Annotated in this window: 21 protein-coding genes; 11 read left to right on the top strand and 10 right to left on the bottom strand. The window is 52.5% G+C overall.

Annotation, left to right across the window (positions count from 1 at the left end; translation table 11 throughout):
* Window positions 1–144 precede the first annotated feature (144 nt).
* From kdsA to hemA, 6 genes are read right to left on the bottom strand one after another with little or no spacing between them, the layout of a single operon-like run.
* The gene (gene kdsA, locus HV243_RS11290) at window positions 145–999 is read right to left on the bottom strand and encodes a 3-deoxy-8-phosphooctulonate synthase (RefSeq protein WP_016156739.1); all 855 of its coding nucleotides are present in this window, start codon (window positions 997–999) and stop codon (window positions 145–147) included.
* Between the two features lie 35 nt (window positions 1000–1034).
* Window positions 1035–1844, bottom strand: coding sequence for an invasion regulator SirB1 (gene sirB1, locus HV243_RS11285; RefSeq protein WP_053389597.1), 810 nt, complete (start codon window positions 1842–1844; stop codon window positions 1035–1037).
* A 2-nt stretch (window positions 1845–1846) separates the two neighbouring features.
* Window positions 1847–2239 (bottom strand): invasion regulator SirB2, encoded by a 393-nt coding sequence (sirB2, locus tag HV243_RS11280; protein ID WP_053389598.1) that lies wholly within the window; start codon window positions 2237–2239, stop codon window positions 1847–1849.
* A complete protein-coding gene (gene prmC / locus HV243_RS11275; protein ID WP_047358967.1) occupies window positions 2236–3069 on the bottom strand; it encodes a peptide chain release factor N(5)-glutamine methyltransferase in 834 nt (277 codons plus the stop codon). The genes sirB2 and prmC overlap by 4 nt, the downstream gene beginning before the upstream one ends.
* A complete protein-coding gene (gene prfA / locus HV243_RS11270; RefSeq protein WP_016153293.1) occupies window positions 3069–4151 on the bottom strand; it encodes a peptide chain release factor 1 in 1083 nt (360 codons plus the stop codon). The genes prmC and prfA overlap by 1 nt, the downstream gene beginning before the upstream one ends.
* 41 nt (window positions 4152–4192) lie before the next feature.
* Complete coding sequence (gene hemA, locus HV243_RS11265; protein ID WP_016153294.1) at window positions 4193–5449, bottom strand: glutamyl-tRNA reductase; 1257 nt, start codon at window positions 5447–5449, stop codon at window positions 4193–4195.
* A 211-nt stretch (window positions 5450–5660) separates the two neighbouring features.
* On the opposite strand from hemA, the gene lolB reads away from it, so the two are divergent.
* The 4 genes from lolB (at window position 5661) to dauA (ending at window position 10104) form a co-directional block, all read left to right on the top strand.
* Window positions 5661–6284 carry a lipoprotein insertase outer membrane protein LolB gene (gene lolB / locus HV243_RS11260; protein WP_053389608.1) on the top strand — a complete coding sequence of 208 codons (624 nt, stop codon included), beginning with the start codon at window positions 5661–5663 and terminating at the stop codon, window positions 6282–6284.
* Window positions 6281–7132 carry a 4-(cytidine 5'-diphospho)-2-C-methyl-D-erythritol kinase gene (gene ispE, locus HV243_RS11255; protein WP_047498056.1) on the top strand — a complete coding sequence of 284 codons (852 nt, stop codon included), beginning with the start codon at window positions 6281–6283 and terminating at the stop codon, window positions 7130–7132. The genes lolB and ispE overlap by 4 nt, the downstream gene beginning before the upstream one ends.
* Before the next feature lie 217 nt (window positions 7133–7349).
* Window positions 7350–8297, top strand: coding sequence for a ribose-phosphate diphosphokinase (gene prs / locus HV243_RS11250; protein ID WP_001518537.1), 948 nt, complete (start codon window positions 7350–7352; stop codon window positions 8295–8297).
* 151 nt (window positions 8298–8448) lie between these two features.
* Complete coding sequence (gene dauA, locus HV243_RS11245; protein ID WP_016153297.1) at window positions 8449–10104, top strand: C4-dicarboxylic acid transporter DauA; 1656 nt, start codon at window positions 8449–8451, stop codon at window positions 10102–10104.
* Between the two features lie 97 nt (window positions 10105–10201).
* Here the strand turns inward: dauA and HV243_RS11240 are convergent, their stop codons facing one another.
* Both HV243_RS11240 and HV243_RS11235 read right to left on the bottom strand, forming a co-directional pair.
* Complete coding sequence (locus HV243_RS11240) at window positions 10202–11665, bottom strand: aspartate aminotransferase family protein (protein ID WP_016156743.1); 1464 nt, start codon at window positions 11663–11665, stop codon at window positions 10202–10204.
* Window positions 11666–11680: 15 nt separating this feature from the next.
* Entirely contained in the window at window positions 11681–13066 is a 1386-nt protein-coding gene (locus HV243_RS11235) for a diaminobutyrate--2-oxoglutarate transaminase (protein ID WP_019076946.1), read from the bottom strand.
* Window positions 13067–13677: 611 nt separating this feature from the next.
* Between HV243_RS11235 and lysC the strand changes: the two genes are divergently transcribed.
* Window positions 13678–15039, top strand: coding sequence for a lysine-sensitive aspartokinase 3 (gene lysC / locus HV243_RS11230; RefSeq protein ID WP_053389599.1), 1362 nt, complete (start codon window positions 13678–13680; stop codon window positions 15037–15039).
* A gap of 124 nt (window positions 15040–15163) precedes the next feature.
* Here lysC and ychH read toward each other — a convergent pair whose 3' ends face one another.
* A complete protein-coding gene (gene ychH, locus HV243_RS11225; RefSeq protein ID WP_016153301.1) occupies window positions 15164–15445 on the bottom strand; it encodes a stress-induced protein YchH in 282 nt (93 codons plus the stop codon).
* A gap of 274 nt (window positions 15446–15719) precedes the next feature.
* On the opposite strand from ychH, the gene pth reads away from it, so the two are divergent.
* Both pth and ychF read left to right on the top strand, forming a co-directional pair.
* Entirely contained in the window at window positions 15720–16304 is a 585-nt protein-coding gene (gene pth / locus HV243_RS11220; protein WP_016153302.1) for an aminoacyl-tRNA hydrolase, read from the top strand.
* A 115-nt stretch (window positions 16305–16419) separates the two neighbouring features.
* A complete protein-coding gene (ychF, locus tag HV243_RS11215; RefSeq protein WP_016153303.1) occupies window positions 16420–17514 on the top strand; it encodes a redox-regulated ATPase YchF in 1095 nt (364 codons plus the stop codon).
* 390 nt (window positions 17515–17904) lie between these two features.
* Here the strand turns inward: ychF and HV243_RS11210 are convergent, their stop codons facing one another.
* A complete protein-coding gene (locus tag HV243_RS11210; RefSeq protein WP_016153322.1) occupies window positions 17905–18954 on the bottom strand; it encodes an alpha/beta hydrolase in 1050 nt (349 codons plus the stop codon).
* A gap of 219 nt (window positions 18955–19173) precedes the next feature.
* On the opposite strand from HV243_RS11210, the gene HV243_RS11205 reads away from it, so the two are divergent.
* The 4 genes from HV243_RS11205 to HV243_RS11190 all read left to right on the top strand — a co-directional run bounded on the left by HV243_RS11205 (window position 19174) and on the right by HV243_RS11190 (window position 22759).
* The gene (locus tag HV243_RS11205) at window positions 19174–19854 is read left to right on the top strand and encodes a heavy metal response regulator transcription factor (protein ID WP_053389600.1); all 681 of its coding nucleotides are present in this window, start codon (window positions 19174–19176) and stop codon (window positions 19852–19854) included.
* 15 nt (window positions 19855–19869) lie between these two features.
* A complete protein-coding gene (locus tag HV243_RS11200) occupies window positions 19870–21339 on the top strand; it encodes a heavy metal sensor histidine kinase (RefSeq protein WP_053389601.1) in 1470 nt (489 codons plus the stop codon).
* Between the two features lie 70 nt (window positions 21340–21409).
* The gene (locus HV243_RS11195) at window positions 21410–22060 is read left to right on the top strand and encodes a flavodoxin (RefSeq protein WP_053389602.1); all 651 of its coding nucleotides are present in this window, start codon (window positions 21410–21412) and stop codon (window positions 22058–22060) included.
* 51 nt (window positions 22061–22111) lie between these two features.
* Complete coding sequence (locus HV243_RS11190; RefSeq protein ID WP_053389609.1) at window positions 22112–22759, top strand: DUF4405 domain-containing protein; 648 nt, start codon at window positions 22112–22114, stop codon at window positions 22757–22759.
* The last annotated feature ends 40 nt before the right edge of the window (window positions 22760–22799 follow it).

Below are 22799 nucleotides of genomic sequence, written 5' to 3'. Positions count from 1 at the left end.
TTAGACGTACCCCACGGTCCGCTTCAGGGCCGTTTTCTTTTCTGTCGATATAACACAATCGATGGCACGTCTGGTGCCTGACGGCGACCTTTATACCCTTTTCAAATAGCAGGCCGGTGGGAAATTCCGGCCTGTCACATTCTCTTAGTTCTCGGTATCCAGCTCGTCGAAGCTTTTCACCAGGTCATCAATCGCTTTAATCTGCGTCAGGAACTGTTCCAGCTTCGCCAGCGGCAGCGCGGATGGACCATCGCATTTCGCATTGGCTGGATCCGGATGCGCTTCAATAAACAGACCTGCCAGACCAACCGCCATACCGGCACGCGCCAGTTCGGTAACCTGCGCACGACGACCGCCGCTTGCTGCGCCAAACGGATCGCGGCACTGCAGCGCATGGGTAACGTCAAAAATCACCGGTGAGTTGCCGGAGACTTTCTTCATCACGCTGAAGCCCAGCATGTCCACAACCAGGTTGTCATAACCAAAGTTCGCACCACGGTCGCACAGAATAACCTTATCGTTGCCGCCTTCATGGAATTTATCCACGATGTTGCCCATCTGAGCCGGGCTGATGAACTGCGGTTTCTTCACGTTGATAACGGCACCGGTTTTCGCCATCGCTTCCACCAGATCGGTCTGACGAGCAAGGAATGCCGGAAGCTGAATCACATCCACCACATCAGCAACAGGCTGTGCCTGGCTGGCTTCGTGAACGTCGGTGATCACTTTTACGCCAAAAGTCTGTTTCAGTTCCTGGAAGATTTTCATCCCTTCTTCAAGGCCCGGTCCACGGTAAGAGTGGATGGAAGAACGGTTGGCTTTATCAAAGGAGGCTTTAAACACGTAAGGGATACCCAGCTTTTGAGTAACGGTTACGTAGTGCTCACAAATGCGCATCGCCAGATCGCGGGATTCCAGCACGTTCATTCCGCCAAACAGCACGAACGGCAGGTCATTTGCCACGTTGATGTCGCCAATGCTAACCACTTTTTGTTTCATAGGATCGCCTTAAACGGTAGGTAAAGTGTGATTAATCAATGCAATACAATTTGTTTGTGCGAAATAGTATTAATTTGCGCACGAATCATTTCGCTGATCGGGTCTTCCGGACACTGTTCAACGAAATAACTTAAATCTGTCAGCGCAACATGTTCGCACTCGAGTTGCGCGTATATTAAACCACGATCGCGAATTTCATACGGATCTTCAGGATTAAACTGCAATAGTGCTTCACTGGCACGCAGCGCCAGCTCCATTTGCCGCTCTTCCATCAGTGATGATTTCAGCGTGTCGAGCAGTTTGCGGATCACTTCCGCGTTATCCGCCTCATCCAGGTCTTCGTTAAACAGCTCCGCGACCGGGCTGATATTCCCCTTCAACCACACTTCCAGCGTGTGCTCATTTAACGTTTCGCCATTGAATGGATTGATTAGCCACATTTCGCCATCGAGCGACTCAATACGAAGGATCAGTTGCGTCGGGAAAATCACCGGTACCAGCGGCAGCTCCAGTCTGTTGGCAATCCACAATAAGATTGCCCCCAGAGACACGGCGCTGCCCTGCCGATTTTTCAGTACCTGGTCAAGCCAGAGTGCATCAGAAAGACGATAGACGCCGTGGGTATCCGTAAATCCCCATTCGCCGTAAAAAAGTGCCAGCAGTTTTTCCAGTTGCTCATCCTGAGACAGGAGCTGGCTAATTTCTTCTTGCGCCAGACTGGCCAGACGTTCCAGTTCGTCGTAGACAGTTTGTGTTGGAAAATCCAGACGGATAGACTCCGACGCCAGGATCATCCCATCACACAATGGCGCTTTATTAAATTCGAAATCAGCTAACGACCTCATGCTTACCCCAGTAACGGTATTTTTGTGGTGGCGAGTTTAATGATGATGTACAGCACCACCAGCGCCAGCGGAAATGCGACTAATCGCGCCTGCTGACTGCGCGCCCGACGATTATCGAGCGCAATAAAACCCAAAACGATGTAAATGATAACCCCAAACAGCTTTTCAGTCAGCCATGTCCCGTGCTCAGTGAATGGCAGGATGTGCGCTTTAACCATTAGCGCCACGCCGCTGAGTAATAAAACGGTATCCACAACCGGTGGCACAATGCGCGTCCAGCGTGCGCAGGCAAGACGCGAGTCGGTGTAACGCCACCAAAAACGCAGCGTCAGCAAGCCAACGGAAAGCGCAATACTGATGAGATGAATGTTGAGTAACACACTGAAGGTACTCATGATGGGATGCGTCCAAGCGTAATTCGCTCGTTGCCGCCATAATCACGGCAGGTTTCAACCGCCTGGTAACCCGCACGAGTAAAGACGTCCCGGACGGCCTGCCCCTGCTGCCAGCCATGTTCCAGCAACAGATAGCCGCCGGGCGTTAACACGCGCTGAGACTGGTCAATGATATGCACAATATCCGCCAGTCCCCGATCGCCCGCCACCAGTGCCGACAGAGGTTCAAAGCGTACATCGCCTTGCGCCAGGTGCGGATCCTGTTCGTCGATATACGGCGGATTGCTGACAATCATGTCAAACTGCTGTCCCTGCAAAGCGCTGAACCAGTTGCTTTGCAGCACGCAAACATTGTCGATGCCCAGATGCTGTTTGTTGCGAGTGGCCAGCGCAACAGCATCCGGCATGCGGTCAACCGCCGTTACCGCGCAATCCGGACGTTCGGTTGCCAATGCCAGCGCAATGGCGCCCGTGCCGGTTCCCAAATCGAGAATGCGGCACGCTGACGCCGGCAGGCGAGCCAGCGCCTGTTCCACCAGACACTCAGTATCCGGACGAGGGATAAGCGTAGCCGGAGACACAAACAGCGGCAGCGACCAGAACTCCCGCACGCCGGTTAAATGCGCCACCGGCTCACCCCGCTGACGGCGCTCCAGTAATGTGCCGAGCTGTTGACGCTGCGCCTCGGTTAACACCGTTTCACCAAAAGCCAAAATAAAGGTGCGTCCCTTACCGGTAACAAACTCGAGCAAAATCTCGGCGTCACGGCGCGGGCTTTCACTTGCCTGTAATTGGCTTATCGCTTCACGCAGCCAGTGCTGATAATCCATTAATCCTGCTCGGACAACGCCGCCAGTTGGTCGGCCTGGTATTCCTGGACAATCGGCTCAATGAGCATATCCAGTTTGCCTTCCATCGCTTCATCCAGACGGTAGAGCGTCAGGTTAATGCGGTGATCGGTCACGCGACCCTGCGGGAAGTTATAGGTACGGTTGCGATCGCTGCGATCGCCACTGCCCAACAGATTGCGACGCTCAGAGGCTTCGGCCTGTTGACGTCTTGCCACTTCGGCGGCACGAATTCGCGCCCCCAGCACCGACATCGCTTTCGCTTTGTTTTTATGCTGCGAACGTTCGTCCTGGCATTCCACTACGATACCGGTCGGCAAGTGGGTAATACGGATTGCGGAGTCGGTGGTGTTAACGTGCTGACCCCCTGCGCCTGATGAACGGAAGGTATCAATACGCAGATCGGCCGGGTTGATGTCCGGCAGTTCGGCATCCGGCAGTTCCGGCATGACCGCGACCGTACAGGCAGAAGTGTGAATACGGCCCTGTGACTCCGTCGCAGGTACGCGCTGCACACGATGCCCACCGGACTCAAATTTCAGTCGACCGTACACGCCTTCGCCGCTAATTTTGGCAATGACTTCTTTAAACCCGCCATGTTCGCCTTCGCTGGCGCTCATGATCTCTACCCGCCAGCGACGCGATTCAGCGTAACGACTGTACATGCGGAACAGATCGCCGGCAAACAGCGCGGCCTCATCACCACCGGTTCCCGCTCGCACTTCGAGGAAGGCGTTACGTTCGTCATCAGGATCTTTAGGCAACAGCAGAACCTGCAGATGTTGCTCCAGCTGCTCGCATTTATCTTTTGCTTCACGCAGTTCATCCTGCGCCATTTCACGCATTTCAGGATCGTCGAGCATCATCTGAGCCGTCTCGATATCTTCCTGAACCTGTTGCCAGTCCGTAAAACAGCGAGATACATCGCTTAATTGCGCATATTCGCGCGACAGTGCACGAAAGCGTTCCTGGTCTGCGATAGTACCCGCATCCCCGAGCAGCGCCTGAACTTCTTCATGGCGTTCATGCAGGGCTTCCAGTTTGGCAACGATAGAAGGCTTCATAGGCGTAAATGCACCCTGTAAAAAATAAGATTGGTGTGCTGCTACTCCAGCCCGAGGCTGTCGCGCAGAATATTCAGGCGTTCACTATCCCCGTCACGGGCAGCCTGTTGAAGTGATTTGGTTGGTGCATGGATCAAGCGGTTGGTCAGTTTCCAGGCCAGATCCTGCATAATGGCTTGCGCATCACCACCCTGTTGAAGAGCGGCCAACGCTTTGGCAGTCAGTTCATCACGAATCTGTTCTGACTGACTGCGATACTCGCGGATAGTTTCACTTGCGCCCTGAGCGCGCAGCCAGGCCATAAATTCGCTGGTTTCCTGCGCCACAATGGTTTCGGCTTCCACGGCCGCCGCTTTGCGCTGGGCCAGGTTATGCGAAATGATGCTTTGCAGGTCGTCAACGCTGTACAGATAGGCGTTGGACAACTTACCCACTTCCGGCTCGACATCGCGCGGTACGGCGATATCCACCAGCAGCATAGGTTGATTACGGCGATTTTTAAGCGCGCGCTCCACCATTCCTTTGCCGATAATTGGCAGCGGGCTGGCGGTAGAACTGATAATAATATCGGCATCCTGTAAACGCGCGTCGATATCACTCAGCGAAATCACTTCGGCGCCGACTTCATCCGCCAGCACTTGCGCCCGCTCGCGGGTACGGTTGGCGATGATCATCTTCTTCACTTGATGCTCACGCAGGTGTCGCGCCACCAGCTCAATGGTTTCGCCTGCGCCCACTAACAGCACGGTCACCGTGGAGAGCGATTCAAATATTTGCCGCGCCAGCGTACAGGCGGCAAAAGCCACGGACACGGCGCTGGCACCGATGTCTGTTTCTGTACGTACACGTTTAGCGACAGAGAATGATTTCTGGAACATGCGCTCCAGCGCACTGGCGTTCAGGTGACCTTTTTGCGAATCCGCAAAAGCTTTTTTCACCTGCCCCAGAATCTGCGGTTCACCAAGCACCAGCGAATCCAGACCGCTGGCAACACGCATCAAATGGCTGACGGCGTCGTTGTCCTGGTGCCAGTACAGGCTATTGCGCAAGTCTTCTTCATTAAGATTATGGTAATCGCACAGCCAGCGAACCAGCGCTTCTTGCAGGTTATCCTGCTCTTCAACGCTGAGATACAGTTCCGTACGGTTACACGTCGACAGCACCACCCCGCCCTGCACCATTGGCTGCGCAAGCAGGCTGTCCAGCGCCTGATCGAGCGTATCCGGCGAAAACGTTACGCGTTCTCGCAGCGATACAGGTGCCGTTTTATGGTTAATACCAAGCGCTAAAAGGGTCATGTGTGCGGGAATAGTACCAGCGTTGATAAGGTTAGACTGGGTGCATCATACAGGATGCGTGCGGTCAATAAAAGAGACTGCCCCCTTTTGGAGTAATAGCTTAGTGCACAAATTTGAGCGATTTAAGATAACTTGAACGTAGACGATGTATGATGGCGGCGCTAGCATTAAGAGTTATAACTGCAACGTATCTCAAGGATTTGTCATCATTATGACCCTGCCTGATTTTCGCCTGATTCGCCTGCTGCCGCTCGCGGCCCTGGCTCTTACCGCCTGTACGCTCAACGCGCCGAAAGGTCCCGGCAAAAGCCCTGACTCTCCACAATGGCGCCAGCACCAGCAGGAAGTACGCGCCCTGAACCAATATCAGACGCGCGGTGCGTTTGCGTATATTTCCGATCAACAGAAAGTCTATGCCCGCTTTTTCTGGCAACAAACCGGACAAGATCGCTACCGTCTCCTGCTGACCAATCCCCTGGGCAGCACTGAACTGGAACTCAATGCCCAGCCGGGCAACGTCGAACTTGTCGATAACAAAGGCAAGCACTACACCGCTGACGACGCCGAAGAGATGATTGGTAAGTTGACCGGCATGCCTATTCCATTGAACAGCCTGCGCCAGTGGATCCTTGGCCTGCCGGGAGACGCCAGCGATTACAAACTCGACGACCAGTATCGTCTGAGTGAAGTGAACTACAGCAAAGACGGTAAAAACTGGAAAGTGGTCTATAGCGCCTACGACAGCAAAATTCAGCCTGCGATGCCGGCAAACATGGAACTGTCTGACGGCGATCAGCGTATTAAGCTGAAAATGGATAACTGGATTGTGAAATGATGACCCACTGGCCCTCTCCGGCAAAACTGAATCTGTTTTTATACATCACCGGGCAGCGTGCGGACGGTTATCACACTTTGCAAACGCTATTCCAGTTTCTTGATTATGGCGACACGTTAGGTATTGCGCTGCGTGGCGACGGCGAAATCCGCCTGTTAACGCCGGTGGAAGGCGTTGCACATGAAGACAATCTCATTGTCCGTGCGGCGCGCTTGCTGATGAAGGCGGCGTCTGAAAGCGATCGCCTTCCCAAAGGGAGCGGCGCCGACATCAGTATCGAAAAACGCCTGCCGATGGGCGGCGGTCTTGGCGGAGGTTCGTCGAATGCGGCTACCGTCCTGGTGGCGCTGAATCACCTTTGGCAGTGCGGACTTTCGGTTGATGAACTGGCAGGACTCGGCTTAACGCTGGGGGCGGACGTTCCCGTATTCGTGCGCGGCCATGCGGCCTTTGCTGAAGGCGTAGGTGAAATTCTGACCCCGGTCGAGCCAGAGGAAAAATGGTATCTGGTCGCCCACCCGGGAGTCAGTATTCCGACGCCGGTGATTTTTAAAGATCCCGACCTCCCGCGCAACACGCCAAAAAGGTCAATAAAAACGTTACTAAAATGTGAATTCAGCAATGATTGCGAGGTTATCGCAAGAAAACGTTTTCGCGAGGTTGATGCGGCGCTTTCCTGGCTGTTAGAATACGCGCCGTCGCGCCTGACTGGTACAGGGGCTTGTGTCTTTGCTGAATTTGACACTGAGTCTCGTGCTCGCCAGGTGCTTGAGCAAGCCCCGGAATGGCTCAAAGGCTTTGTGGCGAAAGGTGTCAACCTCTCCCCATTGCACAGAGCGCTACTCTAAATCGTTCGGGTTTCAGGAAGATGGCAAAATATGCCAGCATACATGAAACGTGAAAGATGACGAGTAAGCCGGGCAAGCTGAGTTGCGGTGACAACGTCACCCTGTTCCAGACGTTGCATCGCGCTCTTTAATACACCGCATGGAGAGGATACTGCCTGGCCCGCACAGTTTTCGGCAGATTCTTTCCACCAATGGACGCATGCCTGAGGTTCTTCTCGTGCCTGATATGAAGCTTTTTGCTGGTAACGCCACCCCGGAACTAGCACAACGTATTGCCAACCGCCTGTACACTTCACTCGGCGACGCCGCTGTAGGTCGCTTTAGCGACGGCGAAGTCAGCGTACAAATTAATGAAAATGTACGCGGTGGTGATATTTTCATCATCCAGTCCACTTGTGCCCCTACTAACGACAACCTGATGGAATTGGTCGTTATGGTTGATGCGCTGCGCCGTGCTTCCGCAGGCCGTATCACCGCCGTTATTCCTTACTTCGGCTATGCACGTCAGGATCGTCGCGTACGTTCCGCTCGTGTACCGATTACTGCTAAAGTCGTCGCTGATTTCCTGTCCAGCGTTGGCGTTGACCGCGTCCTCACCGTTGACCTGCATGCTGAACAGATCCAGGGCTTCTTTGACGTACCGGTTGATAACGTATTCGGTAGCCCGATCCTGTTAGAAGACATGCTGCAGCTGAATCTGGACAACCCGATTGTGGTTTCTCCGGACATCGGTGGCGTCGTGCGTGCCCGCGCTATCGCTAAACTGCTGAACGATACCGACATGGCTATCATCGACAAACGACGCCCGCGCGCGAACGTTTCTCAGGTGATGCACATTATTGGTGACGTTGCAGGTCGTGACTGCGTGCTGGTTGATGATATGATCGATACCGGCGGTACGCTGTGTAAAGCAGCAGAAGCACTGAAAGAACGTGGTGCAAAACGCGTATTTGCTTACGCTACCCACCCGATCTTCTCAGGTAATGCGGCAAACAACCTGCGCAATTCAGTGATTGATGAAGTCGTTGTCTGTGACACTATTCCACTGACTGACGAAATCAAAGCACTGCCAAACGTGCGTACATTGACCCTGTCGGGTATGCTGGCCGAAGCGATTCGTCGTATCAGCAACGAAGAATCCATCTCTGCTATGTTCGAGCATTAATCGAGCCCGGCTCAAAAACCCGCTGCGGCGGGTTTTTTTATCTGCAACATCTATTTGTATGACTTATGCCTCCTTCACCTGCCATTTAGTTGACAGATGATGCGCTCATGGATGAAACATTATTGTGAACAGATTATTTTCCTCACATGTGATGCCTTTCCGCGCCCTCATCGACGCTTGTTGGAAAGAAAAATATACCGCTTCTCGCTTCACCCGCGACCTGATCGCCGGGATAACCGTTGGGATCATTGCCATTCCGCTGGCGATGGCCCTGGCAATAGGCAGTGGCGTGGCGCCGCAGTACGGCTTGTATACCTCAGCCGTGGCTGGGATTGTTATCGCCCTTACCGGGGGGTCACGTTTTAGCGTATCTGGACCAACTGCCGCCTTCGTGGTGATTCTGTATCCGGTGTCGCAACAGTTTGGGTTGGCAGGCCTGCTGGTCGCAACGCTAATGTCCGGGATATTCCTGATCCTTTTCGGCCTCGCCCGTTTTGGTCGCCTGATCGAATATATCCCGGTATCCGTTACGTTAGGTTTTACATCGGGTATTGGTATCACCATCGGTACCATGCAGATTAAAGATTTTCTCGGTCTGCAAATGGCCCATGTCCCGGAGCACTACCTGCAAAAGGTCGGCGCGCTGTTTATGGCCCTGCCAACCCTCAACGTTGGCGATGCAGCAATTGGCGTGGTGACGCTGGGGATCCTGATTTTCTGGCCGCGTCTGGGGATCCGACTGCCGGGCCACCTTCCTGCGCTGCTGGCAGGCTGTGCGGTAATGGGAATTGTGAACCTGACCGGCGGCCATGTCGCCACCATCGGTTCTCAGTTCCACTACATTCTGGCTGATGGCTCGCAGGGTAACGGTATCCCGCAGTTGCTCCCGCAACTGGTATTACCGTGGGACATGCCGGAGTCAAACTTTACCCTGAGCTGGAGTTCGTTACAGGCGCTGTTACCGGCCGCCTTCTCCATGGCGATGCTCGGGGCGATTGAATCTCTACTGTGCGCCGTCGTACTTGATGGGATGACTGGCACCAAGCATAAAGCCAACAGTGAGCTGATTGGCCAGGGCCTGGGTAACATCGTGGCACCGTTCTTCGGTGGTATCACCGCCACGGCGGCAATTGCCCGTTCTGCGGCAAACGTCCGCGCCGGGGCGACCTCACCAATTTCAGCGGTCATCCACGCGATTCTGGTGATCCTCGCCCTGCTGGTGCTTGCGCCGCTGCTTTCCTGGTTACCGCTTTCCGCCATGGCCGCCCTGCTGCTGATGGTGGCATGGAACATGAGTGAAGCGCATAAAGTGGTGGATCTGCTGCGTCATGCGCCAAAAGACGACATCATTGTCATGCTTATGTGTATGTCGCTGACGGTGCTATTCGACATGGTGATCGCCATCAGCGTCGGTATCGTTCTCGCCTCCCTGCTGTTTATGCGTCGTATCGCGCGCATGACTCGTCTGGCGCCGGTCAACGTAGACGTACCTGACGATGTGCTGGTGCTGCGCGTTATTGGCCCACTTTTCTTTGCCGCTGCGGAGGGATTATTTACCGATCTCGAATCGCGTATTGCAGGTAAACGTATTGTGGTCTTAAAGTGGGACGCGGTCCCGGTACTGGATGCCGGTGGTCTGGACGCTTTCCAGCGTTTTGTAAAACGCCTCCCGGAAGGATGTGAACTGCGGATCAGTAATCTGGAATTCCAGCCGTTACGTACCATGGCGCGCGCGGGCATTCAGCCGATTGCCGGACGCCTGACGTTCTTCCCGAATAAAGACGCCGCGCTGGCAGATATCAGCTGACGTGTAGCCCAGCCAGGCGAAGCGCCGCCGGACTACAAATGACAGGCAAAAAAATGGCTCCCGTGTGTGGGAGCCATTTTTATAACCAGCTTATTGCTTACGCGTTCAGCAGTTGCTCAGCTGTCGCTTTCACGCTTGCCAGCAGGACTTTGACATCCTCCAGACACACCGTTGGGTTCAGCAGCGTCAGCTTCAGGCAGGTTACGCCATCCGCTTCGGTCACGCCAACGTTGGCGCTACCAGAAGCCAGCAGAACGTCGCCAATACGCTGGTTCAACAGCGCAACGAACGCCATGTCGTCACTGTGCGGACGGAAACGGAACAGCACGCTTGCCAGCTGCGGCTCCATCACCAGTTCCAGGTGTGGCTGAGTTTTCACAAACGCAGCCACATCACGCGCCAGCGTTACGCCGTTATCAATGATTTCGGCATACTGCTTTTTGCCCAGCGCTTCGAGCCCCATCCACAGCTTCAGCGCGTCAAAACGGCGCGTGGTCTGCAGCGATTTAGACACCAGATTCGGTACGCCCGCCTCTTCATCAAAATCAGAGTTCAGGTACGCCGCCTGGTAACGCATCAGCTCGTAATGACGCGCGTCTTTCAGCAGGAACGCGCCGCAGCTGATGGTCTGGAAGAACTGTTTGTGGAAGTCCAGCGTCACGGAATCCGCCAGTTCAAGGCCGTTCAGGAAGTGACGATACTGCTCAGAAAGCAGTAACGCCCCGCCCCATGCTGCATCCACATGCATCCAGATCTGGTGTTCTGCCGCCAGCGCCGCAATGTCCGCTAACGGATCGATTGCGCCCGCATCGGTAGTACCAGCAGTGGCGACAATCGCCATCACCTGTTCGCCGTTGGCTTTCGCCTGGGCCAGCTTGTCTTTCAGGTCAGCCAGATCCATGCGTGAGAACGCATCGGTCTTCACCTGGGTGACGGAACGGTAACCCAGCCCCATCAGCGCCATGTTCTTCTGCACAGAGAAGTGCGCGCTTTCAGAGCAAAATACTTTGATTTTGCTCAGGTCGCCGGTCAGACCATTCTGCTGAATGGAATGCCCCTGGCGGGCAAAGAAGGCGTCGCGCGCCAGCATCAGGCCCATCAGGTTGCTTTGGGTGCCGCCGCTAGTGAACACGCCCGCGTCGCCTGCCGCATAGCCCACCTGCTCACGCAACCATTCGATCAGTTTGATCTCAATGATGGTCGCCGACGGGCTCTGATCCCAGGAGTCCATACTCTGGTTGGTGGCGTTGATCAACACTTCTGCCGCCTGGCTAATCACCAGGCTCGGGCAGTGCAGGTGCGCCACGCACTGCGCATGGTGAACCAACAAGCTGTCTTTCAGAAAGTATTCAACCGCACGCTCAATAGCGGCCTGGTTGCCCAGGCCCTGAGACGTAAAATTCAGGTTGATACGTTCGCGCAGTTGCTCAACGGTTTTGCCCTGATACATCTCAGGTTGCTTCAACCATTCAACGACCGCTTGCGTACTCTGCTCGATAGCGTCCTGGTAGGCAGCAATGCTTTGTGCCGAGCCGGACAGAATCGGATTTACGTCTGACATTCGATCCAACTCCGTTTAAACCGGCTTCACGCCAGCGCCCAGCAGGGCATTTTCGAATTTATCGAGGAAAATCTCCAACTCTGCGTTGGTGATCAACAGAGACGGCAGCAGACGCAGTACGCAACCGTTACGGCCGCCACGCTCAAGAATCAGGCCGTTTTCGAAACATTTTTTCTGCAGCAGCGCGGAAAGCTCGCCATCGGCCGGGTAGCAGCCCATGTGATCCTGCGCTTCGTTCGGCTTAACGATTTCCAGACCAATCATCAGGCCCAGACCACGTACCTGGCCGATAACCGGGTAACGTTTCTGCAGGTCAGTCAGTTTGCCTTTCAGCCACTCGCCCTGGGCAGCAACTTTATCGGCAATCTTGTCGTCTTTGAGGATTTTCAGCGTTGTCAGACCGGTCGCCATCGCCAGTTGGTTGCCGCGGAAGGTGCCAGTGTGATGGCCCGGAGCCCACGCATCGAACTGCTTTTTAATGCCCAGTACCGCCAGTGGCAGACCGCCGCCAACCGCTTTGGACATCACGATGATATCCGGCTCAATACCGGCGTGTTCGAAGGCGAACAGTTTACCCGTGCGCGCGAAGCCAGCCTGAACTTCATCGATAATCAGCAGAATGCCGTGTTCCTGGGTCACTTTACGAATACGCTGCAGCCACTCGATCGGAGCCGGGTTTACCCCGCCCTCGCCCTGCACCGCTTCGAGGATCACGGCAGCCGGTTTACGCACGCCGCTCTCAACGTCGTTGATCAGGTTTTCGAAGTAGTAGGTCAATGCTTTGACGCCAGCGTCGCCGCCGATACCCAGCGGGCAACGGTACTGATGCGGATACGGCATAAACTGCACTTCCGCCATCATGTTGCTGACGGCTTCTTTCGGCGACAGGTTGCCGGTCACGGACAGCGCGCCGTGGGTCATCCCGTGGTAGCCACCGGAGAAGCTGATGATGCTGGAACGGCCGGTAACTTTCTTCGCCAGCTTCAGCGCCGCTTCAACGGCATCAGCACCGGACGGCCCGGTGAACTGCAGGCAATACTCTTTGCCCTGGCCCGGTAATAAAGAAAGTAAATACGATGAGAATTCATCTTTTAACGGTGTGGTAAGGTCAAGCGTATGTAACGGTAAGCCGCTTGTGATGACACTTTGAATGCTCTGCAGCACTTCAGGATGATTATGACCAAGCGCCAGGGTTCCGGCACCTGCCAGGCAATCAAGATATTGATTATTTTCTACGTCAGTAATCCAGACGCCCTGCGCTTTAGCAATCGCTAATGGCAGTTTACGTGGATAGCTGCGGACATTAGATTCAAACTCAGCCTGTCTTGCTAAAAAGGTATCATTGCTCTGTGGTAATGAATTAGCACTTAAAGTATCAATACGGACTTTATCCGTCATCATATCACTCCTACAACCAGGTGTAGATTAACGCCTGATTGAATAAATGGTTATAAGGGTTACCTGTAAAAAAGCGCGGCTAATATATGTTGTTTTAGCCCTGGACTCAATCATTTATTTTTCAACACATTTAGCAGGTGTTTTTTCTTTATAATTCAAAGTGTAACAGCCACCCTTCATTACGAAATCCTAAAGAAATATATCTATTTAATTAACAATTACCGTAGCCAATTGCAACGCATACGATGTTATAAAAACCATGGAATTTTCATGCTTTTATTATTTTTTTACACGTTTTTACCATTAATAATGTACGCATTTTCTTGTTACGACATGATTTTTCACTTATTTGTCGATAAATCGAATAAAAAAGTCGATCCCTAAATATAAATCACTTAGTATGGCGCGCTTATTTGCAGGCTATGTAAATAAAATTAATGCGCAGCACCCGGTAACGCGTACAGGCGACACGCGTTTTCGACAACAGGAATTCCCTGGGTTGTCAGCAGAAATGTTCGCGGGCGGACATTTCGTAAGGCGAACACCGTTTCCCCTTATGCCGAGAATGAAAATTTTCTAGCCATACTTTTATGGCGCCCTGATATGAGATTGTTATGACTCGCATTTATCCACCATCCGTCGTTGCCAAATTTGGCGGCACCAGCGTCGCTGATTTTGATGCGATGAACCGAAGCGCCAGCATTGTCCTTGCTGATCAAGATGTCCGTTTAGTCGTACTGTCTGCTTCAGCAGGCGTTACAAACTTACTGGTCGAGCTTTCTGAAGGTCTGGAAACGCATCAACAATTAGATAAGCTTGAGACCTTACGCGCCATCCAATACAACATTATTTCCCGCCTGAAGCAGCCGTCCGTTATCAGCACGGAAATCGATAATCTTCTCAACAACATCCGCCATCTTGCACAAACGGCGACCGTTTCACCGTCTGATGCGCTAAGCGATGAATTGGTCAGTCACGGCGAGCTGATGTCCTCTTTACTGTTTACTGAAGTCTTACGTGAACGGCATGCCGAGGCCGGGTGGTTTGACGCCCGCAGCGTGATGCGTACCAACTCGAGTTTCGGCTGCGCCGAACCCGAACTCAGTACCCTGCACCACCTGGTGGAGACTCACCTGCGCCCTCGTCTTGAGCAAGCGATTATGGTGACCCAGGGGTTTATCGGCCGGGATGCCGCAGGGCATACCACTACGCTGGGACGCGGTGGTAGTGATTACACGGCGACGCTTCTCGGTGAGGCGCTTCACGCCGCACGCGTGGACATCTGGACCGATGTCGCAGGGATCTACACCACCGATCCGCGCATTGCGCCGCGGGCCAAACGGATTGACCACATCTCATTTTCCGAGGCCAGCGATATGGCCGCCTTCGGTGCGAAGGTCCTCCACCCGGCTACGCTGCTTCCGGCAATGCGCAAAAGCATTCCGGTTTTTGTTGGCTCAAGTAAGGATACGGCTGCCGGTGGTACGCTGGTGCATAACACCACCGACAACCCACCTCGCTATCGTGCGCTTGCTGTGCGCCGTAAACAGACGCTGTTGCGATTACATAATCTGGAGACACAACCGTCAGGTTCTTTCCTGGCGCAGTCCTTCGCCATTTTAGCTCGCCACGCGGTCACGGTGGATTTGGTTACAACCTCAGAGAACAGTATTGCGCTGGCGCTGGACGCGACTCACGCTACCTCAGGTGAAGATCATATACTGACCAGCGCATTGTTTACCGCATTGTCCTCCCACTGTCGTGTGGAAGTGGAAACCGGACTGGCATTAGTCACTTTGGTGGGGAATCGGCTGACTCAGGCGGCGGGGGTTTGCAAAGACGTTTTTGCCTGGCTTGAAGGGCAAACGGTGCGAATGATTTGCCACGGGGCGTCAAATGACAACCTGTGTTTCCTGTTGCCCGCTGAAGACGCGGATAGCGCGGTTAAAACGTTACATTATCGGTTATTCGAATAACGTTTCTTATATTCCGTAGCGAATATAAAAGTGCGTTCTATGCAAGGATAATGAACAAGCAGAGTCCTGGTTTTTCAACCAGGACTTTGTATTCAAACCGCAGCACTCTCTGCCGGGAAACGATTTAGTTATGACGATGAGTGGTATCACCGCGACGACAGCGTTTGTCATAATGGCGTACCCACCAGTAACGGTCACTGATTTGCTCGTGCCCGCCCACTCTGGCTCCCGCCAACCACAGAACACCACCTACAAAAATACTGAGCACGGCACCATGTGCGAAAAACTGTGGCAGATTAAATTGCGGCAATTGGTTTAAAATAGAGTAACCAACACCCCCCACCATCACCACCAACCCTAAAGCCATGAGCACGTTACCGAGTAACGAAGCGTTTTTGCGTTTCATGTGTCACCTCCGGAACTTTGGGTTGCTACAGGGAATACCCCTAATCCTTATGTGTAAAGTATAGACAACACTGCCGTTCGCAAGTGCGGGAGCGATCACAATTACAAACACTCGCGCAACAAAACTTTACAAATAAGCTACTGAACATACTCAATTTCTAATAGTCCATTTGTGCAATTATTCAGTTTTTGGCGATTAGAACGCAGTTTTTTGTCAAGAGCAGCGTCAGACAGTAAACTACACGTCGTTTATGGAAACACTCAGGACAAAACACGTGACGATTAAATTGATTGTCGGCCTGGCGAACCCCGGCGCAGAGTATGCGGCAACGCGACACAACGCAGGCGCATGGTATGTCGATTTACTGGCAGAGAGATTACGCGCGCCCCTGCGTGATGAGCCGAAATTCTTCGGCTACACCTCCAGAGTAACGCTCGAAGGGGAAGATGTCCGTTTGCTGGTACCGACCACATTTATGAATCTCAGCGGCAAGGCCGTGGGTGCGATGGCCAGTTTTTATCGTATCAACCCCGATGAAATTTTGGTCGCGCACGACGAATTAGACCTGCCGCCTGGCGTGGCAAAATTTAAGCTCGGTGGCGGTCATGGCGGACATAATGGTCTGAAAGACATCATCAGCAAGTTGGGCAATAACCCCAACTTTCATCGTTTACGCGTGGGAATTGGTCATCCGGGTGATAAAAACAAAGTTGTCGGATTTGTTTTAGGCAAACCGCCTGTTTCAGAACAGAAGTTAATTGATGAAGCAATTGACGAAGCGGCACGTTGTACCGAGATTTTATTCAAAGATGGCCTGACCAAGGCAACGAGCCGGTTACACACCTTTAAAGCGCAATAAGCAGCGATGTGCGGCATTTTTCTCGCGTGCTGTGTATAATAGGCAGAGTTATTTACTTTTCTACAATCTGTTTTCCATAACAGGTTGAATATCAAAAGATTAAGGTGATTTAAACATGGGATTCAAATGCGGTATCGTCGGTTTGCCAAACGTAGGCAAATCCACCCTGTTCAACGCGCTCACAAAAGCGGGTATTGAAGCGGCAAACTTCCCGTTCTGTACTATCGAGCCGAACACAGGTGTTGTCCCGATGCCCGATCCGCGTCTGGATCAGTTGGCCGAAATCGTCAAACCGCAGCGTATCCTGCCAACAACGATGGAATTCGTCGACATTGCCGGTCTGGTAAAAGGCGCGTCCAAAGGCGAAGGTCTGGGTAACCAGTTCCTGACGAACATCCGTGAAACCGAAGCTATCGGCCACGTGGTTCGCTGCTTTGAAAACGACAACATCATCCACGTTAATAACAAAGTGGATCCGGCTGACGACATTGAGGTTATCAATACCGAACTGGCGCTGTCTGACCTGGATACCTGTGAGCGCGCTATCCATCGCGTACAGAAGAAGGCCAAAGGCGGCGATAAAGACGCTAAAGCGGAACTGGCTGCACTGGAAAAATGCCTGCCACAGCTGGAAAACGCTGGCATGCTGCGTGCGTTGAAAACGCTGACCGATGAAGACAAAGCGGCTATCAAATACCTGAGCTTCCTGACGTTGAAGCCAACCATGTACATCGCCAACGTCAATGAAGACGGTTTTGAAAACAACCCATACCTCGATAAAGTGCGTGAAATCGCCGCAGCTGAAGGCTCCGTGGTTGTTGCAGTTTGCGCTGCCGTTGAAGCTGACATCGCAGAACTCGATGATGCTGACCGTGAAGAATTCATGGCTGAAATGGGTCTGGAAGAACCTGGTCTGAACCGCGTAATCCGCGCTGGTTACGAACTGCTGAACCTGCAGACCTACTTCACCGCTGGCGTGAAAGAAGTTCGTGCGTGGACCATTCCTGTTGGCGCAACGGCTCCACAGGCGGCGGGTAAAATTCATACTGACTTCGAGAAAGGCTTTATCCGCGCACAAACCATCGCGTTTGAAGATTTCATCACCTATAAAGGTGAACAAGGTGCGAAAGAAGCCGGTAAGATGCGTGCAGAAGGTAAAGATTACATCGTTAAAGATGGTGATGTGATGAACTTCCTGTTCAACGTCTAAATAAAACTTCTCGTCTCATGAGGTTTCATCAAATCTCATGAATATCGAAAAAGTCTATAAAATCCACGCAATTGCGTGGATTTTTTCATTTCATAGAGTGTAAATCCATCTCGTAACGAGACAGTACAAACAAGAGCTCGTTATGCTCACCGGAATTCAATGCCGTAATGCTAAACCTAAAGTTGGCCTGGACCACGAAGTAAAACCTTACAGGCAAAAAATAATCCTCAGATGTCCCTGCCGTTTTATGAATTTCATTCATAGCGGCTATTTAATGTGCGTAATTATCTTTCCTCCCGACTTCGTTAGTCTTGGTCACATGCGGACACACTCATTATGTCCTGATATGACCAGCCTGAGTGGCTGGCCAAAGGTATCGTCTGATAGGGGTTAAATACTCTTATCGAAGAAGACGTCCAGCTTTTGCAAAGCCTTGTCGACGTACTCAGGAACCCAATACGTCTCGATATGGGTAGCGCCATCGATCAGGAAGAGTTCTTTGTCTTTTGTACCGGTGGCTTTCGCAAACGCATCTTCCGTCATATAGAGCGTATCGGCTTTTGTACCAGCAATCATCAGCAGCGGTTTATTGATGAGATTGATATGGTCCGTAACGTCAAAACTCATCAAATCTAACAGGCTGCTTGTCGTGTATTTAAACGTAGAGTTCGGGTGCGCGTGAGTTTTCCAGTAGTACTCATAGCCCTGTCGATATAAGGCAAAAGGTAACTTAGCGATCTGTTCATCAGTCAGATTGGCATCACCGGAGTACAGGACTTCGCCTCCGGAAGCTTCCTGAGCACGTGCGTCAGAAGCCTGCTGAAGACGCTGCTGAATAGTATCCAGCTGTGAGTCCTGAAAACCGTTGCGGCGCACCAGGCCTGAATTAAACATGCTGATGGTTGCGATCGATTTAAACCGTTGATCCGTTTCGGCCGCAACAAGTGAATAACCGCCACCTCCGCAAATACCCAGCAGACCGAGGCGGGAAGTATCCACTCCCGGATACTGGCTGATGTAGTCAGCCATGCCGTGGATATCCTCGATGCGATTAGCGGGTTTATCCACGCTGCGAGGCATCCCACCGCTCGCGCCCTGATAAGCCGCGTCGGCAGTAATCGTGATGTAGCCCTGCTCGGCGAGACGCTGGGCATACAAGCCTGCGACCTGCTCTTTTACGCCGCCATTCGGATGTGCAACCACTACGGCAGGGTATTTTTTGGCGGGATCGTAGTTAGCAGGGGTATAGACATTCGCAGCTATCTGAATGCCATGCAGATCGTACTTCACCGGATGAATGTTGACCTTGCCTTTGACGTTCTCAGTGATGGCACCGTCATAGGCCAGGGTGAATGGATTTTTTTTGTAATCAGCCGCATTGACTGAGGTGGCCCCGGTTATTGCCGTGAGCAGTATTGCAGTTAACAGATTGAATTTCATGGTCTCTCCCGATGAGTTTCAGGCTTGCGGATTTAAATGTGCAGACTCAGGTTAGAGAGAGAGGCCTGTCAGCATCGTGACAGGTAAATAACATTTTTGTCAGCAAGCAGGCTGAGATGGCTTCATGTTTCTGACAATGCTGTCAGGTAAGCGTCAGCTTTATGTTGGCAATCAAGAGGCAGAATAAGCCCGATTGCACAGTTAAGAGGAAATCCCGTTATGCGCCTGTTGCTAGTCGAAGATGAAGAAAAAACGTCAACCTATCTCAACCGTGCGTTGAGTGAATCCGGATTTACGGTAGATGTCTCTGCAGATGGCGCAGAAGGTCTTCATTACGCGCTGGAGCTTGACTACGACGCGATAATCCTTGATGTGATGCTGCCGGGGATGGATGGCTACCGGGTACTCGAGGGGCTGCGAGCCGTCAAACAAACGCCGGTACTGATGCTCTCGGCCCGCGGTTCGGTCGACGAGCGCGTCAAAGGGCTTCGGCTTGGCGCGGATGATTATCTCCCTAAGCCCTTTTCGCTGATTGAACTGGTGGCGCGCATTCAGGCACTGGTGCGTCGCCGCGCTACGGATGGCGCAGACATCACCCAACTGCAAATTCACGATCTGCATCTCGACCTGCTGGCCCGCCGCGTATTTCGCGCCGGAACGCGACTGGAGTTGACCGCGAAAGAGTTTTCCCTGTTAAGTCTTCTGGCCCGGCATCAGGGGGAGATCCTGTCAAAAATGATGATTGCTGAGCAGATATGGGACATGAATTTTGACAGCGATGCCAATGTGGTTGAAGTCGCCATTAAACGTCTGCGAGCCAAAGTGGATACCCCGTTCGACGTCAAACTGTTACATACCGTTCGTGGCATGGGGTATGTCCTCGAAGTCCGGTCGGAATAAATGAAGAGGCTCAGCATGCCTAAACGTTCCATCTCCGTTCACCTGGCGCTGATGTTTGCCTTATCCGCGCTGCTGATTGTGTCTATTATCGGTATCCTGCTCAGAAGCTCCTTACATGACTCTTTGCAAAAGCAGATGCACAACGAACTGTTGTTCCGGGAATCATTAATGAGTCCGTGGATCGCCGCACGAACCTCGGCTGACGGCTGGTCGACGTTGGCTAATAAATTTACTCTGCTAACCAATTCTGAAGGTGAGCGCGTTCGCTACTGGATAGTGAGCGATAACCCGCGCTTTAGCATGGGGGGAATACCACCGGTGGGCGTTCAGTGGTCTTCTTTGCTGGAGGGATTTAATAAAGTGCCCGGCGCATCGGAAGGTGCATGCTCACTGTTCCTGTTAGTGAAAACCATCCCCGCCAACGGTGAAAGGCCTGAGCTGCGCTATGTGGTTGCCATCGACTCTACGCCGTATATGGGCACACTTGATGCGTTCACACGGACGCTGCTGATTATTGCCGCGCTGGGCGTACTGATTGTCGCCTTACTGGGATACGTTGTTTCACGGATTGGCCTGCGTCCGGTGGGCATGCTCAGTCAGCAGGCACAACACCTTGCACCAGGTGACCATGGCCAGCGCCTGAATACCTGCGCGTTGCCCGAAGAACTGCAGCAACTGGCATCATCATTTAACGGTGTGTTAGAGCGTCAGGAAATCGCCTGGCGACAGCTCGAGAGCTTTAATGCCGATGTTGCGCATGAACTTCGTACCCCGCTGACTAACCTGATCGGTCAGACGCAACTCGGGCTATCACGCCGACGTTCACAAGATGAACTGGAAGAGTTATTGGGTTCCAATCTGGAAGAGCTTGAACGCATGACGTCGATAGTTAACGACATGCTGTTCCTGTCTCATGCGCACGCGGGTGAACATGCTTCCCAGCTTACGCAGGTGTCCCTGCGAGAAGAAACCCTGAAAACAGCGGAATATGTTGAACCCTCTTTTGCTGAAAAACAGCTTTTGCTGGAGGTTCAGGGCGACGTCACGGCGCATATCGACAGGCGGCTGTTTCACCGTTCACTGGCTAATTTGCTGGAAAATAGCGCCAGGCATTCCCCCTCCAATAGCACGGTTACGGTGCGCTTAAGCGAAAAAGGCAATCAAGCTTGTGTAGACGTTTCTAACCCTGGCGATCCGATAGCGCCAGAGCACTTACACCGGCTTTTCGAACGGTTCTATCGTGTTGACACCTCCCGAGCCAGGAGTGATACCCATCATGGGCTGGGCCTGTCGATCGTCCGCGCCGTCGCCATTATGCACCGGGGAGATGTCTTTGCCCGTAGCGAGAACGGTATCAATACCTTTGGCCTGACGTTTGCTAAACAGCCTGACGCTATCCGAACCGGGAGACTGATTTCAGAGACAAAATCGGGATCTCCGCGCGCAAAGACTTCTGACAAAATTGTCAGAGAGTCGTCAGTCTGATGTCAGGCTATCTGCGCCAGAATCACTGCTGATACTCACCACGGCTGATTGAAGGAATGAAACAGTGAGAATGAAAAAGGTATTTAGCGGGTTTCTGGCGATGATGGTCATGGGGCTTCTGGGGCAGCCCGCGTTCGCATCAGAGGATTTATCCGCACACGCCCGCACGCTGATTATCTACTTTTCACAGCCAGAGGAGATGAAACCTGGTGCCGTGGATGGTTTTTCCGGGGCCAGCGTATTACAAAAAAATACGCCAGAGACCGGCAGCACGCAGTTTATTGCGCAACTGATTCAGAAGCAGACTCACGGCGACCTGTTTCGCATTGAAACCGCCACTCCCTACCCTCGCCAGCATGATGCACTTTTGCGCGTTGCCGAAAAGGAACAGCAAACGAAAGCCAGACCCTCGCTAAAAACGCCGCTCCCTGACCTGAGCGATTACGACACCATTTACGTCGGCTACCCCATCTGGTGGTATACCATGCCAATGGTGATATACAGCCTCTTTGAGCAAAATGACTTTGCAGGCAAAACGGTCGTTCCCTTTACCACCCATGGTGGCAGCAGGTTAGCCGACTCCCTGCGAGAAATTGCTCGCATGCAGCCACAGGCCAAATTAGTCACTCGTGCGCTCGCGATCTCGCGCAACGATATTTCAGCTCCTGACGTACCCGCGCAGGTTGAGCAATGGGTAAAACAAGTCCAGCCACAGCGTTAATCCCTCGACATGAAGAAAATTTATATTTTCCAGGTCATGCAGGATGCGCTGATGACGTTACTTCTGTTGGTATTGATGGGATTTCACCTTCACGGTGAAATCGTGCATGAATGGGCGGGTATTATTTTTACGCTGCTCATCATGCTGCATTTATATCTTAACCGGCATCGCTTGTGGTCACTGTCACCCAATATTCCGTTACCCATGCTGGTAGTTAACAGAATCATTAATGCAGTGACATTCGTTGTCATTCTGACCGCGATTGTCTCGGGCATGATGCTGTCCCGACATATCCTTCTGGACCAGGCGTTCCACAACCCGGCGAGCTGGGTCAGGAAAGTACACATGACGTCGGTCCACTGGGGAATGCTCATTCTGGCGCTGCATATCGGGTTGCACTGGAAAATGCTGGCGACTTTTTTCTGCCGGGTCCTGAACATCTCCAGCAATTCATTCTTTGCAAATGTCATGATGCCAGGAGTTTTTTCGCTAATCGCACTACTGGGATTGTACGAATTACTGAACCAGGACTATCTCGATTATTTGTTGATAAAGGTCGATTTCTCCTTTTTCGATTACGATGAATCTGCCCTACTTTTTTATCTACGCTACCTGGCCATTATTGTTTTATTTTCATTAATGACACGGTTTTCGCTTTGGTGCCTTATTTTTAGAAAAGACAAAGCAGCGTCACCATAATAAGGGTTAACTGACAGAATTGTCAGGCTGGCGTCAGTCT

It is taken from the genome of Citrobacter sp. RHBSTW-00599 (genome assembly GCF_013784065.1).
Lineage (GTDB): Bacteria > Pseudomonadota > Gammaproteobacteria > Enterobacterales > Enterobacteriaceae > Citrobacter > Citrobacter braakii.
Note: the sequence above shows the minus strand (reverse complement) of the source record. Positions and strands in the feature narration are given on the sequence as shown.

Excerpts from the sequence above, each read along its gene's own strand:
- sirB2 (WP_053389598.1), bottom strand. The coding sequence starts at position 2,239 with ATGAGTACCTTCAGTGTGTTACTCAACATTCATCTCATCAGTATTGCG.
- prmC (WP_047358967.1), bottom strand. The coding sequence starts at position 3,069 with ATGGATTATCAGCACTGGCTGCGTGAAGCGATAAGCCAATTACAGGCA.
- hemA (WP_016153294.1), bottom strand. The coding sequence starts at position 5,449 with ATGACCCTTTTAGCGCTTGGTATTAACCATAAAACGGCACCTGTATCG.
- HV243_RS11235 (WP_019076946.1), bottom strand. The coding sequence starts at position 13,066 with ATGATGACGGATAAAGTCCGTATTGATACTTTAAGTGCTAATTCATTA.
- HV243_RS11240 (WP_016156743.1), bottom strand. The coding sequence starts at position 11,665 with ATGTCAGACGTAAATCCGATTCTGTCCGGCTCGGCACAAAGCATTGCT.
- kdsA (WP_016156739.1), bottom strand. The coding sequence starts at position 999 with ATGAAACAAAAAGTGGTTAGCATTGGCGACATCAACGTGGCAAATGAC.
- ispE (WP_047498056.1), top strand. The coding sequence starts at position 6,281 with ATGATGACCCACTGGCCCTCTCCGGCAAAACTGAATCTGTTTTTATAC.
- ychF (WP_016153303.1), top strand. The coding sequence starts at position 16,420 with ATGGGATTCAAATGCGGTATCGTCGGTTTGCCAAACGTAGGCAAATCC.
- HV243_RS11195 (WP_053389602.1), top strand. The coding sequence starts at position 21,410 with ATGAAAAAGGTATTTAGCGGGTTTCTGGCGATGATGGTCATGGGGCTT.
- dauA (WP_016153297.1), top strand. The coding sequence starts at position 8,449 with ATGCCTTTCCGCGCCCTCATCGACGCTTGTTGGAAAGAAAAATATACC.
- prfA (WP_016153293.1), bottom strand. The coding sequence starts at position 4,151 with ATGAAGCCTTCTATCGTTGCCAAACTGGAAGCCCTGCATGAACGCCAT.
- HV243_RS11200 (WP_053389601.1), top strand. The coding sequence starts at position 19,870 with ATGCCTAAACGTTCCATCTCCGTTCACCTGGCGCTGATGTTTGCCTTA.
- HV243_RS11210 (WP_016153322.1), bottom strand. The coding sequence starts at position 18,954 with ATGAAATTCAATCTGTTAACTGCAATACTGCTCACGGCAATAACCGGG.
- HV243_RS11190 (WP_053389609.1), top strand. The coding sequence starts at position 22,112 with ATGACGTTACTTCTGTTGGTATTGATGGGATTTCACCTTCACGGTGAA.
- HV243_RS11205 (WP_053389600.1), top strand. The coding sequence starts at position 19,174 with ATGCGCCTGTTGCTAGTCGAAGATGAAGAAAAAACGTCAACCTATCTC.
- ychH (WP_016153301.1), bottom strand. The coding sequence starts at position 15,445 with ATGAAACGCAAAAACGCTTCGTTACTCGGTAACGTGCTCATGGCTTTA.
- sirB1 (WP_053389597.1), bottom strand. The coding sequence starts at position 1,844 with ATGAGGTCGTTAGCTGATTTCGAATTTAATAAAGCGCCATTGTGTGAT.
- lysC (WP_053389599.1), top strand. The coding sequence starts at position 13,678 with ATGACTCGCATTTATCCACCATCCGTCGTTGCCAAATTTGGCGGCACC.
- lolB (WP_053389608.1), top strand. The coding sequence starts at position 5,661 with ATGACCCTGCCTGATTTTCGCCTGATTCGCCTGCTGCCGCTCGCGGCC.